This is a genomic window from Polynucleobacter sp. MWH-UH23A (genome assembly GCF_040409805.1).
In the GTDB taxonomy this organism is placed as follows: domain Bacteria; phylum Pseudomonadota; class Gammaproteobacteria; order Burkholderiales; family Burkholderiaceae; genus Polynucleobacter.
Genome location: NZ_CP099572.1, coordinates 557,388 through 570,217 on the forward strand (window position 1 = coordinate 557,388; position 12,830 = coordinate 570,217).

At 42.5% G+C, this 12,830-nt stretch carries 12 protein-coding genes; 10 read left to right on the forward strand and 2 right to left on the reverse strand.

What is annotated here, in order from left to right:
• The 4 genes from NHB35_RS03040 to NHB35_RS03055 all read left to right on the forward strand — a co-directional run bounded on the left by NHB35_RS03040 (position 1) and on the right by NHB35_RS03055 (position 5,797).
• Positions 1–3,090 carry a CusA/CzcA family heavy metal efflux RND transporter gene (locus NHB35_RS03040; RefSeq protein WP_353432929.1) on the forward strand — a complete coding sequence of 1,030 codons (3,090 nt, stop codon included), beginning with the start codon at positions 1–3 and terminating at the stop codon, positions 3,088–3,090.
• A 2-nt stretch (positions 3,091–3,092) separates the two neighbouring features.
• Positions 3,093–3,422: a P-II family nitrogen regulator gene (locus NHB35_RS03045; RefSeq protein ID WP_353432930.1), complete on the forward strand. Its 330-nt coding sequence runs from the start codon at positions 3,093–3,095 to the stop codon at positions 3,420–3,422.
• Between the two features lie 317 nt (positions 3,423–3,739).
• Positions 3,740–4,675, forward strand: a complete 936-nt coding sequence (locus NHB35_RS03050; protein ID WP_353433378.1) for a tripartite tricarboxylate transporter substrate-binding protein — start codon at positions 3,740–3,742, stop codon at positions 4,673–4,675.
• 438 nt (positions 4,676–5,113) lie between these two features.
• Entirely contained in the window at positions 5,114–5,797 is a 684-nt protein-coding gene (locus NHB35_RS03055) for a haloacid dehalogenase type II (RefSeq protein WP_353432931.1), read from the forward strand.
• Between the two features lie 426 nt (positions 5,798–6,223).
• Here NHB35_RS03055 and NHB35_RS03060 read toward each other — a convergent pair whose 3' ends face one another.
• Positions 6,224–6,802: a DNA-3-methyladenine glycosylase I gene (locus tag NHB35_RS03060; protein WP_353432932.1), complete on the reverse strand. Its 579-nt coding sequence runs from the start codon at positions 6,800–6,802 to the stop codon at positions 6,224–6,226.
• An 81-nt stretch (positions 6,803–6,883) separates the two neighbouring features.
• Between NHB35_RS03060 and NHB35_RS03065 the strand changes: the two genes are divergently transcribed.
• The 5 genes from NHB35_RS03065 (at position 6,884) to NHB35_RS03085 (ending at position 11,638) form a co-directional block, all read left to right on the forward strand.
• A complete protein-coding gene (locus NHB35_RS03065; RefSeq protein ID WP_353432933.1) occupies positions 6,884–7,288 on the forward strand; it encodes a hypothetical protein in 405 nt (134 codons plus the stop codon).
• 83 nt (positions 7,289–7,371) lie between these two features.
• Complete coding sequence (locus tag NHB35_RS03070) at positions 7,372–8,469, forward strand: patatin-like phospholipase family protein (RefSeq protein ID WP_353432934.1); 1,098 nt, start codon at positions 7,372–7,374, stop codon at positions 8,467–8,469.
• A 173-nt stretch (positions 8,470–8,642) separates the two neighbouring features.
• A complete protein-coding gene (locus NHB35_RS03075) occupies positions 8,643–10,043 on the forward strand; it encodes a M20 family metallopeptidase (protein WP_353432935.1) in 1,401 nt (466 codons plus the stop codon).
• Between the two features lie 21 nt (positions 10,044–10,064).
• The gene (locus NHB35_RS03080; RefSeq protein WP_353432936.1) at positions 10,065–11,033 is read left to right on the forward strand and encodes a tripartite tricarboxylate transporter substrate binding protein; all 969 of its coding nucleotides are present in this window, start codon (positions 10,065–10,067) and stop codon (positions 11,031–11,033) included.
• A 191-nt stretch (positions 11,034–11,224) separates the two neighbouring features.
• A complete protein-coding gene (locus NHB35_RS03085; protein WP_353432937.1) occupies positions 11,225–11,638 on the forward strand; it encodes a DUF2244 domain-containing protein in 414 nt (137 codons plus the stop codon).
• On the opposite strand, the gene NHB35_RS03090 is transcribed toward NHB35_RS03085, so the two are convergent.
• Positions 11,630–12,199 (reverse strand): DUF4149 domain-containing protein, encoded by a 570-nt coding sequence (locus NHB35_RS03090; RefSeq protein ID WP_353432939.1) that lies wholly within the window; start codon positions 12,197–12,199, stop codon positions 11,630–11,632. The two genes, NHB35_RS03085 and NHB35_RS03090, sit on opposite strands and share 9 nt — an antisense overlap.
• Before the next feature lie 20 nt (positions 12,200–12,219).
• Between NHB35_RS03090 and NHB35_RS03095 the strand changes: the two genes are divergently transcribed.
• On the forward strand, positions 12,220–12,825 hold the full coding sequence (locus NHB35_RS03095; protein WP_353432940.1) for an Rrf2 family transcriptional regulator: 606 nt from the start codon (positions 12,220–12,222) through the stop codon (positions 12,823–12,825).
• Positions 12,826–12,830 lie beyond the last annotated feature (5 nt).

Genomic DNA, 12,830 nt, shown 5'->3' on the forward strand with positions numbered 1-12,830 from the left:
ATGATTGAAAGAATTGTTCGTCTCTCGCTACAACAGCGCCTGTTAGTGGTCATTATTGCTATTGTCATGCTGGTGGCAGGCCTACTCGCAACAAAGCGCCTATCAGTCGATGCCTTTCCTGATGTAACCAATGTTCAGGTTCAGGTTGCTGTTGAAGCGCCAGGTAAGTCCCCTGAAGAAATTGAACGCTTTGTCACTATCCCAATTGAATTGGGAATGACTGGTCTGCCAGGTTTAACGGAAATGCGCTCGTTAAACCGAAATGGTATTGCGGTTATAACGCTCGTGTTTACTGAAAAAACTGAAATTTATTTTGCGCGCCAATTGGTTACCGAGCGCTTAATTGAAGTCTCTTCCAAAATGCCGGTAGGAATTACTCCGGTATTAGCCCCTCCCTCAACGGGATTAGGTGAGGTTTATCAATACACCCTAGATCATCCATCAGATCGACATCGTGAATTAACGGTAGATGAGTTGTCAGAACGCCGCGCAGTTCAAGATTGGATTGTTAGACCTATGCTGCGATCAATTCCAGGTGTTGCTGAGATTAATACACAAGGGGGGTACGCAAGAGAATATCAGGTGTTGGTAAATCCAGAACGATTGCGTCACTATCAAATCAGTTTGCAAGATGTGTATCAAGCTCTTGCTAGAAATAATGCCAACTCTGGCGGCGGGCAGATGCCAAGTTATGCCGAACGTTATTTGATAAGGGGCTTAGGTTTAATTAGCAAGCCTGAGGATATCGGCAAAATTATTTTGAAAGAAGTAAAAGGCATCCCAGTCTATGTAAAAAACGTTGCTGAAGTCACTATCGGTAGCGAAATTCGTCAGGGCGCAGCGATCAAAAATGGTTACACCGAGAGTGTGGCTGGTATTGTGCAAATGATTCGAGGTGGTAATGCCCGGGAAGTTGTGAACCGTATCAAATTAAAAGTGGCTGAAATTAACGAAGGCAAGTTATTGCCAGACGGATTGCAGATTGTTCCGTTCTACGATAGAACGGATCTGGTGAATGCGGCAATGTTTAACGTCGCTAAGGTTTTGGTTGAAGGTGTGATCCTCGTTATTATTTTGCTCTTCTTATTTTTGGGGGATGTTCGCTCGTCTTTGATCGTAGTGGCAACATTATTGTTGACGCCGCTATTGACTTTTTTGGTCATGAATCGCTACGGCATTTCAGCAAACTTAATGTCTCTGGGAGGTCTTGCGATTGCTATTGGCATTATGGTGGATGGCTCGGTAGTAGTGGTTGAGAATACATTCGCAAAATTGGGGGAGCGCTTAAAGTCTGGCGAATCGAAAAACAGAATTATTCTGGAAGCTGCCGCAGAGGTTGGTAAACCTGTGCTCTTTGGTGTCGGTATCATTATTTTGGTATTTATGCCCTTGCTATCTTTAGAGGGCATGGAGGGCAAAATGTTTGCCCCTATGGCAATCACGATTGCGATCGCATTGGCTATTTCCTTAATTTTGTCTTTTACTTTGTCTCCAGTGCTTTGCTCCTATATTTTGAAAGGCGGGAGCGAGGAAGATACAAAGATCGTCAAAAGGCTGCGTACACCTTATGATCGCTGGCTCAATTGGAGCCTTAATAATCCTAAATTGGTAGTGAAGCGTTCCTTTATTGCCTTGGTGTTGAGTTTGCTTGGGTTCTTATTTTTAGGGAAGTCTTTTATTCCGGTCATGCAAGAGGGTTCTATTACTCCGGTGATTGTGCGCGCACCTAATATTTCATTAGATGAATCTATCAAGCTTGAGTTTGAAGCTATCAAGAGGATTATGACAATTCCTGGGGTAGAAATGGCGGTATCACGCTTGGGTAAAGGGGAGTCTCCCGCTGATCCTGGGCAACCAAATGAATCTGATCCAATCGTGACGCTTAAGCCCTTGGGGGATAGAGATCATACTCAGGAAGAGATTGCACAACAAATTCGTGAAAAGTTAAAAACACTTCCAGGTATTGAATTAGCGATTTCTCAACCGATTGCAGCACGTGTGGATGAGATGGTCTCTGGAGTTCGTTCACAAGTAGCTGTAAAGATTTTTGGTGAAGATCTTGCAGTCTTACAAAAATTAGGCTCCCAAATTGGGCAAATACTGACGAAAATGAAAGGTAGTAATGATTTACGTATTGAGCAAGCTTCAGGTCAGAACTATCTCAATATCCGAATTGATCGCGATGCAATTGCTCGCTATGGAATCAACGTCTCTGATGTGAATGAAGTGATTGAGACTGCTATTGGCGGCAAGCAAGCTAGCACGATTTATGAGGGCGAAAGGCGCTTTCCTTTGGTGCTTCGTTACCCTGCTAACTACAGAAACAATATTGATGCAATTCAAAATATTATTTTGCATTCACCGGATGGTGCTCAGGTATTGCTGCGAGATTTAGCAGAAATTACCGTCAAAGAGGGGCCTGCCCAAATATCGCGTGAATCAGGTAGGCGTCGCCTAGTGGTGGGGGTGAATGTAGAGGGTCGAGATCTAGGTGGTTTCGTAAAAGAAGCTCAAGACTTAATTGCTAAAAATGTAGAGTTGCCTCAAGGCTATAGCTTGCAATGGGGCGGTCAATTTGAAAATATGCAAAGAGCGATGTCACGCTTGATGATCATTATTCCTTTAACTATTTTAGCCATCTTCTTTTTGTTGTTTATGTTGTTCAAGTCAATCCGCTTGGCTGCCCTCATTATTTTGGTTCTCCCGTTTGCATCTATTGGCGGTGTCTTTGGGCTATTCATTACTGGCGAGTATCTCTCTGTTCCAGCGGCGGTTGGATTTATTAATCTTTGGGGAATTGCCGTTCTTAATGGGGTGGTATTGATCTCGTTCATCAAGCAACTTCGGGAAGATGGTTACACCATGGATGAGGCATTACTTCATGGATGTGGACATCGCTTTAGGCCAGTCATGATGACTGCTTCTGTTGCGATGTTGGCTTTAGTGCCGATGTTATTTTCTGGGGGCCCTGGTTCAGAGGTAACGCGCCCCTTGGCTGCTGTTGTCATTGCTGGCCTGATTACATCAACAGCCCTAACTTTATTGGTATTGCCAGTTTTGTACAGATGGTTTGAAGAGAAAGAGGTGTGAGTATGATGGAAGTTAAAGCGGTAATCAGCCCCAATAAATTAGGGGCCCTAAGAGCGGCACTTCTCGATACACCAGGATTTCCGGGTATGACGGTTTCTAAGGTTGAAGGTTGCAGCGCGCCCTCTAAGTTAGGTAAAGCAACTATTAAAGATGAGCTAACGGATTACTCTGCCAAAGTTCGCATTGAGATTATTTGTAATGCAGAAATTGCAGGTTCGCTAATGGATAAAATTGTGGCGGTGTGTCAGGCTGGACATATGGGCGATGCCGTAGTTTGGTGCACGCCCGTCCCAAACGCATTTTTTGTAAGTAAATCATCGAGTTCAATCTGAATAGAAGTACCTAGATCACGCCAAGGACTGTTTGTGGGGTCAGTATCTTCAAAGAGATTAGCGCTTGCGAGCAACTCCTGATCGGTCTTATTTTCTGGTTTTATCTTGGTTATTGGTGTAGTGTTGAATTAATTGTCTTTATATTATTCAGTCTTAAATAGAATTATTATCAATTGTTATCTGCTTTATTAAGAATTAAGTTGTTTGTAGCATCTAAGCCATTATTAGTTAAACAGGAGAGCAAAATGGTTGCAACCAAATGTATTTCTCGAAATCGTTCTTTTTGGCAAGTTGTAATCATTCCCATCCTTTTTGGGATGTTTGTCACTGGCGCCAAAGCTGCTGATTTTCCAGGTGATAGACCCATTACTCTTGTAGTTCCATTTGCGGCTGGCGGTCCAACTGATAAGGTTGCTCGTGAGCTTGCCTTAGCCATGGGAAAACAACTTAAGGGTCAAGTGATTGTGGATAACAGTCCAGGTGCAGGTGGCACGATTGGCGCAAAGAAAGTGATTAACTCTAAGAATGATGGTTACACATTGCTGATTCATCACATTGGTATGTCAACTGCACCAGCGCTCTATAAGAACTTGGGCTTTGATCCGATGAATGATTATGAGTACGTCGGCCAAGTTGCTGACGTGCCAATGGTATTGGTGGGTAATAAAGATTTGCCACCAAAGAATTTCCAAGAATTACTTCCTTACATGAAGGCCAATGTTAGCAAGATCTCTTATGCAAACGCAGGGGTTGGCTCTGCTAGTCACTTATGTGGATTGCTATTTATGAGCCGTATTGAGTTGGACTTGACGACTGTTCCTTATAAAGGTACGGCACCAGCCTTAACCGATTTGATTGGTGGTCAGGTGCAATTAATGTGTGATCAAACCACCAATATCTCGGGTCAATTGACTACTGGCTCTATTAAGCCTTACGGTACAACAACCATGCAGCGCCTGAAAGCATTCGACAAGATTCCTACTCTCAATGAGCAAGGCTTGAAGAACTTTGAAATTAAAGTGTGGCATGGTGTTTATGCACCTAAAGGTACGCCTAAGGCAGAAATGGATAAATTATCCAAAGCTTTACAAGGTGCTATTCAAGATCCTCAATATAAAAAACACATGGCTGAGTTAGGCGTGGAGATTCCATCGCAAGCAAACTCAACCCCAGAGGGCCTCAAGAAACACTTAAAGGCGCAGATCGATTTGTGGACGCCAATTATTAAAGCTGCAGGCATTTACGCAGATTAATCAGCAAATGCATCAAGAGAGGCCGCCTTCGGGCGGTTTTCTTTTTGGGAATATGTTTGCCTCTTAAAAAAGCCCCGCAGAAGCGAGGCTTTTGTATGGGTGGTGGGTCGGACGAGATTGACTACGTCGAAACTTCGTTTTGAACTTGCGACCAACGGCTTAAAAGAAGTCGTGGGCCTTCAGAACCCCATATAAATCAATTGGTTGTGACGTTAAAAAGTCACTATGCGATTGAGTGCCACAGTAGATTATTGAGATGTGGCTTTGTGGGTTAGTTAACTTAAATTCATATTGAAATGAGCCCAAAATTTTCTTGTCACGCTATCTGTCAAAAAGTGGCATCAGATATACGTAGAGAATGTTCTTAATCTAAAGAGCGCCTATACAAATATCGTTTTTAATGACAATATATTGTGATAAGAAAATTTGGGAGACAGTATGTATAAGTTAATAGCCTTTGATGCCTATGGAACGTTATTTGATGTGTATTCTGTGGGACAGTTGGCAGAAAAATTATTTCCTGGGTATGGGCAAGAGCTTTCATTAATGTGGCGTGATCGCCAAATTGAATATACCCGTCTCGTAACAATGAGCGACCCCAATCCTAATGGTAGTAAGCACTATTTGCCATTTTGGGAGATTACTATCCGTTCATTGCGTTATGTTTGTAAGCGATTGAATCTCAATCTCACTTCTGACTATGAGAACCAATTAATGGATCAGTATGCAAAATTGACCAGTTTTACTGATAGTTTGAGTGTTCTTAAGGCGCTAAAACAGCAAGGTATTTCAACGGCAATACTGTCAAACGGCAGTAGAGAAATGTTGGCTACCGTTGTAGAAAGTAATGGCCTAAAGCCTTATTTGGATAAGGTAGTCACCATCGAGGATGTGCGCTTATTTAAAACGGCACCGCAGGCTTATGAGCTTTTGCTAAAAGCATTTCCTGTAAAAAGTAATGAAATTCTGTTTGTATCTAGCAATGCTTGGGATGCCTTAGCGGCAAAATGGTATGGCTTTGATGTGTTTTGGGTTAATCGCCTGGAGCATCCATTTGAGGAGATTGGCGAGAAACCAAACTATGAAGGAAATTCATTAAGTAAGGTGTTAGAACTTATCTAATGTAACTGCTTGCATGAAAGAAGTCGTGGCTCTTTGTTTGTCTATTTATCTATTGGCTTAGTGGCCAATCAAAATGCCGTGCGACTCTTTTGGTATAAATTCGAATCTAGTGGACCAGATTTCGAACGTTTCAATCCTCGATACAGCTAGTCTGATTTCGCCCCAAGATGCCAGAATGGCAAACCCTCATCAGCAATGGTGGGAATTTTGTTTAATTAAGTATTGAAAAGTGTGCGATTGAATCGCTAACGGCAAGCTCTTGTGTAGTAAGGGTCGTAATTTTTGAGATTTTGTTGGGCTAAGGCGAATCGCCCGCAAAGGTTTATTTTATATGGTGATTCGGGCGAGATTCAAGCTTGCGACCAGCGGATGGGTTATTGTCTCTTTTAAATCGAGCAACTCAATTAAGCGTCTAGTGGTTGAGCACTATACCTTTTTTTTCACCGCAGCATGACGATGACATGAAACAAGATGGTCATTAATCATTCCGCTTGCTTGCATGAACGCATAACAAATTGTTGTGCCAACAAACTTAAATCCAGCCTTTAGCAACGCTTTACTCATTGCGTCAGATTCAGGCGATCTTGCTGGCACTTCACTTAATGAACGACGTTTGTTCTGAATAGGTTTATTTCCAATAAATGACCAAAGAAATTCATTAAAAGGCCGCCCACTTTTTTCTAGAGCCAGATATGCTTTTGCATTGCCTATGGTTGCAGCTACTTTCAGGCGATTGCGAATAATTCCAGGATTTGCCAATAGCTCGGCGATCTTCTTGTTGTCGTATTTGGCAATCTTCTTTGGCTCAAAATGATCAAATGCTTCACGATAAGATTCCCGCTTCTTTAAAACAGTTGACCAAGAAAGTCCTGCCTGGGCACCCTCTAAAATCAGCAATTCAAATAGCTGTTTGCTGTCATGAAGCGGAACACCCCATTCAGTGTCGTGATACTGGCGATATAAATCAAACCCTTCGCACCATGGACATCGAATGATTGTTTTCATATATTGATTCTAAAGGATCGTACAGATAGTGATTTAAACTAACTATACTTTCAAACTTTTTTCTCCTAATGGGATCTTTTTATGAAAATTAAATTATTAAGTCTTATTGCAGTATCGGCATTAGTCGCTTGCGCTGCTCCAGTGACTCAACAAGAAATTGCACAAGCTAAATTCCCGCCTGTGCCAAATCAAGCTGCAGTAGATAAGGAGGTTAATGCTTATCTCAAGTCTGCTATGAATAACCCCGACATGCCAACCAAAGAATGTTCGCCTCCACGCAAAGCTTGGGCAAGGGAGTTGGCCTTTGAGAAACCAAAGTTTGGCTGGATGGTAGTTTGCGATATCAATCCTAAACAACGCTCAGGTGGTGATGGTCCTATGAAAACCTACATGTTCTTATTTGCCACCGATGGAAACTACACTTATGATTCTTCCTCATTTGGAAACATCAATAACAATGTGCAATTCTTGGATCTCATTAAGTAATTTAGTCTGTTAAGAAAATAAAACCACCTGCGGGTGGTTTTATTATTTAGAGTTGGTAGTATTTAATGATCAATGGAGCCTATATGACCCAATCATCTCGCCGTGCTTTCCTAAAAACATCTGCTATTGGCGCTACTGGTCTTGTTGGTTCAGCAGTAAATGCACAATCAACACCATCAAAAGAAGTTATTGAGCAAGTTAAGGCCTTAGAGGCTCAAAAAGAGTTAGATTCAACCTCAACATGGAAAGATGATTTAGCGCATCCCATTCCATACAAAAATCGGTATGCTCAAGGCAAAGAGCGGGGTTTAGCATTGGGTGGTGGAGGTATGCCTTTAATTGCTTGGTATGCAGGTTACTTTACAGCTCTTAAAAAGAACGGCATAGATTTAAGTAATGCGGATGTGTTGGTTGGCACCTCCGCAGGTTCAGTGATGGCAGCCATGTTAAAGGCGGGACATTTGTGGCGTCTGGCTGATGAGATTGGCTTTTTTGCCGAGTTTCCTAAACTCCTTGAGAAAATGATGCCAGCAGTCGAATTAAATCCATCCCAAAAAAGAGCAATTCATTTAGATGTGACTGCTAAGGATGCTTCACCTGCAACAATTCAAGCAATCGGTAAGGCCGCCATGGCCGCTTTGAATCTCGATGGGGTCGCAAAGTATTATGAGGTGACTAAGAAACTATTGACTTCAAATGAATGGCCAAATGGAGTATTTACAACGGCAAACGACTGCTACACAGGACAACGCATCGTTGTTTCAAAAACTAACAATATTCCTATAAATGTCGCTTGCGCTGCTAGCTCATCACTGCCTGGTCAGTTAGGCCCAACATTTCTAAAGAATCGACTCTGTATGGACGGTGGTATTTGTCAAACGAGTACCCATGGCGATGTGATTGCCGGTGTAAAGCGTGCCATCATTATTTCGCTGGGAGACGGCACGATCAATGAACAACGACAAGGCTTACGTACCTCAACGATGCCCAATACGGTAAATGAAGAAGTCAAAGATTTAGAAGCGGCAGGGACTAAAACAAAGCACATAGTGGTTGGCTTGCCACCTGGTATTTCTAAAGTTGAAAATCTGATTGACCCTAAATGGATTGCACCATTTTTGAAGTATGGTAACGATAGAGGTATTGCCGATACTCAGATGATCAAGGTATTCTGGGGTTAGAGTGCCCCAAGATAATTCCAAGTGGGCTTACCAAAAAACAAGCCCTCATCAGCAATGGTGGGGGGTTTGTGTTTTTAGCACTGATTTGGCAGACTGTTGATTGATGATATGTCTGAGACGAATTCTGCGCGATATAGTTAAACTGCTATTTTGATTTCTAAAAAATCCTAACGATGAGTCGATCTAATTTTCTTTCTGAAACCAGAGCATGGTTTGATAAAGGTGAGCTGCGCACTACCTTGGAGAGACGGGTTGCTTTCAAGACTGAGGGTGACCTACCCGAACTTCCATCCGCCCTTTGGGATTACCTCAAAAGAGAAATGATTCCCTATCTAGATTCAATGGGTTTTCGTTCGGAGATTTTTGATAATCCATTGCCAAAAGGCCCCCCAATTCTGGTTTCAAAGCGAATTGAAGGGGCTGAGTTGCCAACCCTATTGATTTATACACATGGTGATGTAGTTAATGGACAGGATGCGCGTTGGCAAGAGGGTTTAAATCCGTGGACTCTGACAACAACAGATGGTCGATGGTATGGCAGAGGATGTGCAGACAATAAAGGTCAGCACACAATTACTTTATTTGGGTTGCAGAAAGCCATAGAGGCTCGTAACAATCAACTTGGTTATAACGTTGTAGTGTTGATGGAGATGGGTGAGGAAGCTGGAAGCCCTGGACTTACTGAATTTTGCAAGTCTCATAAAGAGCTTTTAAGCGCAGATCTGCTGATAGCTAGTGATGGTCCTCGCATTAATGCTAATTCCCCAACAATTTTCTTGGGTTCAAGAGGGTTGGTTAATTTCAGCTTGACTGTTAAGCCAAGGGATAAAGCCTATCACTCTGGAAATTGGGGTGGGGTGCTGGTCAATCCTGCGACACGTTTAATTCATGCTCTAAGTACACTTGTGGATATGAATGGACGTCTTTTGGTTGATAAGTTATATGCACCTCCACCTAGCGCTCTGGTCAAAGATGCTTTAAGTTCGATCGAAATTGGTAAGGATCCTGGCGATCCCAAAATCGACCTTAAGTGGGGGCAGTCAGAGTTGACCCCTGCAGAGCGTCTCATTGCGAGTAATACTTTAGAAATCCTAGCTTTAGGTTCTGGTCAGCCTGATCGACCAGTAAATGCAATTCCATCCCAGGCTATCGCTCACTGTCAATTGCGATTTGTGGTGGGTACCGATTGGGAAAATTTATTAACGCATATACAAAATCACTTAAGACAAAGTGGGTTTGATGATGTAGTTGTCAATATTCATGCATTTACACCAGCAACGAGGTTGGATCTAAATAATCCATGGGTCAACTGGGTAAAGTCTTCGATTGAAAATACAACCAATAAAAAGGTGACGGTTTTGCCTAACTTAGCTGGTTCACTGCCTAATGATGTATTTGCTGATATCTTAGGGCTGCCAACTATTTGGGTGCCGCATTCTTATCCAGCATGTAATCAACATGCGCCTAATGAGCATATGTTGGAATCGGTAGCCGCAGAGGGTTTGCAGATGATGGCAGGTATATTTTGGGATCTAGGGGATAAGCAAATAACCAAAGATCTTGCTTGGAATTAATTTAATAAAGAAGTGATCAAAATGAACTCAATAAAAAAAGCACTCATTAGTTTTCTGATTTTGGTGTTTAGCCCACTACTATTAGCTCAGACTTGGCCTAGTAAACCTTTAAATTTAATTGTGCCATTCCCTCCTGGTGGGGCGACCGATATTTTGGGTAGGGTGTTATCGGAGGTATTGCCACAAAAACTTGGTCAGGCTGCCGTAGTTGAAAATAAACCGGGTGGGGCAACCTTAATTGGTGTGATGGCTGCGCTACGTGCACCTGCGGATGGATATACGGTTTTAGTCTCTGCAAGTAGCACATTTGTTGTATTGCCCGCTCTTAGAAGCAATCTTCCCTATGATGTTGAAAAAGATCTATATCCAATTAATCTCTCTGTTACAACCCCGTTGGTGGTTGTAACTTCAAGTGAGAAGCCCTATACAAAACTTGCTGATTTAATCGCTCAAGCTAAAGCTAAACCCAAGTCTTTGCGATATACAAGCTACGGACCAGGCACTACACCTCATTTGGCGACAGAGATATTTGCGGGTGCCGCTCAAATCGATGTTGAGCCAATTCCATACAAAGGAAGCAGCGACTCCATATTGGCTTTAATACGTGGCGATGCAGATTTTGGTTTAGAAACTATTGCGGCAGCTGGACCACAGATTAAGGCTGGCAAGCTGAGGGCTTTAGCTGTTACATCGCCAACAAGATCACGTTTTTTACCTGATGTTCCAGGATTAAATGAGCTCCGCTTGCCCGGTGCCAATTTTGAAGTGTTTTATGGAGTTGCCCTACCATCATCAGTACCAAAACCCATTGCCAATAAGTTAGCTAAAGCAGTGTCAGAGGCGATGAGCACTCCTGAGGTTAAAGAAAAAATGGCAGCGCAGTCTCTTGATGTTGCTAATAAGGGTCCTGAAGCAATGGCTGAAGTTATGAAAGCTGAGATTGCGCGCTTCAAGGCCTTAAATAAGCGATTAAATATTCAGCTTGATTAGTGCGGAGCACTCTTGGTGTTGGGACTAGAAGGTACCCACCTAAGTTCAGAAATGAATACGGTGAAGGCACAGCCCAGAGAGTTGTGAAAGTAACACAAACCGAAATCCTTTTGCCCTGCATCAAAGCCAATATTTGTATAAATTAATGTGTGAGTTAAAGATGACACGCTAATACTATGAAAACCTGGCAAATGCGAAGAAATTGTGCTTTAAGTCCTAAGCAGCTGCTGAGGTTTTATATTGCCTTAGTCTGTCTCTCACTAGTCGTGGCAACTGGGTTTTTAATTGCGGGCGTCTGGGTCATTATCATTTTTACAGCTATTGAATTAAGTGCAGTCACAACGGGGTTTTTGATCTACTGTAGACATGCACTTGATTCTGAAACGATTCAAATTAATGGCAATACACTTTTAGTGAAAAAGTTTATTGGTAGCAAAGAGATGCTTTTTCAATTCAATGCCGCATGGGCGAAGATTGAGTGGCCAGCAGAGGATGCGAAGACCTTCCATATTAGTCAATCAAACCTTCGCGTTGAGCTTGGCCAATTTATGCGACATGAGCAACAAGTCGCACTCCTTAAGGAACTAAGCCCGTATTTACGTTGAGCGATTCTCAATAAGCCCGCTAAGTCTCCAGCTAACTAATATGGTGGTAAGAAGTTGAATCAATAGCAGAAAGAACAGCAGGCTGTTCAATATCAGAAAGTAGTTCGCAAAAGGTGAAACGTTCACCGGCATGCCATCTTGGAGTGCGGTTTCTCTGAGGTAATCCATGCGAGGAATTAATAAAAAACTCGAGAAAGCCACGGTAATAATAAAGACTAGCGCTGGAATTCGAATTGACTTCAACTGTCTTGAACCGCGTCTGATCAGGATGTTGGATAAGCTCAAAATGACAAAAGAACAGCCAAGACCCCAATAAGTAAGACGCTGGATAACTAAGTGTGAAATCATGCCCGCAGCTTGAGAGTCCTCTATAGAAAGATAGGTAAGGAGGCAACACATTGCTAGGGCGATAGTGCTTCCTGCCAGGGCAAACGCAAGAAGTTTCATGAGGCGAATAGGCGTAAGGTGTTTATTGCTTGTGTCTTCAACCATAGAGCGATCAGGGTTAATTTGTGCGCCGCGGCATGATATTTCAATCAGTTTGATACTAGCTGTAATCACTAAATTTTGCTTACAACACAATGGAAGTCAATAAAGCTATCAAAGTAGCCTTGAATGCCCTGGCGGACATCGCCAGCCATTCTCGAAATGGTCAACTAGTAACAGTTCCTGAGATCGCGCAAAGGCTACATGTGTCTATAAGTTATATCGAGTTTTTACTGAGACCTCTTCGAGAATCCGGTCTAGTCACCGGTATTAAGGGGCGTACTGGTGGCTATCAGCTTTTAAAAGACCCCCGCATCATTACGATTAAAGATATTGTCTTGGCGATGAATCGTATTAAAAAACGTCAATTAGAGGTCTCAGATATGGCTAAGGAGCTCTATCAGTCGCTAGAGATGTACATGAAAAACTACATTTCAAGCCCAAACCTGGCATCTTCATTTAAAGAGCATATTCCTAGCTTTAGCGAGTTAAAAAAGGCTCCAGAGAGAAAGCGCTTTATGCCACTTCAATTCGATAGTGAAAACAAGCAATCCAGAGCTTCTGCTAGCTCCAAGGTTGCGAAAGGGGAGATTCAAAGGGTAGTTAAAACTGCTTTCAAAAAAACGGAAGACATTCCACGGGGGCCAAATTCTATTTTTAGTTTTGCCGACTATTTAAATAAAAAATCAACTGTAGATTGACTTTC

Bases quoted from the DNA above. Each gene is read 5' to 3' on its own strand.
- NHB35_RS03050 (WP_353433378.1), top strand. From the start codon at position 3,740: ATGTTTGTCACTGGCGCCAAAGCTGCTGATTTTCCAGGTGATAGACCC.
- NHB35_RS03070 (WP_353432934.1), top strand. From the start codon at position 7,372: ATGACCCAATCATCTCGCCGTGCTTTCCTAAAAACATCTGCTATTGGC.
- NHB35_RS03065 (WP_353432933.1), top strand. From the start codon at position 6,884: ATGAAAATTAAATTATTAAGTCTTATTGCAGTATCGGCATTAGTCGCT.
- NHB35_RS03055 (WP_353432931.1), top strand. From the start codon at position 5,114: ATGTATAAGTTAATAGCCTTTGATGCCTATGGAACGTTATTTGATGTG.
- NHB35_RS03080 (WP_353432936.1), top strand. From the start codon at position 10,065: ATGAACTCAATAAAAAAAGCACTCATTAGTTTTCTGATTTTGGTGTTT.
- NHB35_RS03075 (WP_353432935.1), top strand. From the start codon at position 8,643: ATGAGTCGATCTAATTTTCTTTCTGAAACCAGAGCATGGTTTGATAAA.
- NHB35_RS03095 (WP_353432940.1), top strand. From the start codon at position 12,220: ATGGAAGTCAATAAAGCTATCAAAGTAGCCTTGAATGCCCTGGCGGAC.
- NHB35_RS03040 (WP_353432929.1), top strand. From the start codon at position 1: ATGATTGAAAGAATTGTTCGTCTCTCGCTACAACAGCGCCTGTTAGTG.
- NHB35_RS03045 (WP_353432930.1), top strand. From the start codon at position 3,093: ATGATGGAAGTTAAAGCGGTAATCAGCCCCAATAAATTAGGGGCCCTA.
- NHB35_RS03085 (WP_353432937.1), top strand. From the start codon at position 11,225: ATGCGAAGAAATTGTGCTTTAAGTCCTAAGCAGCTGCTGAGGTTTTAT.
- NHB35_RS03060 (WP_353432932.1), bottom strand. From the start codon at position 6,802: ATGAAAACAATCATTCGATGTCCATGGTGCGAAGGGTTTGATTTATAT.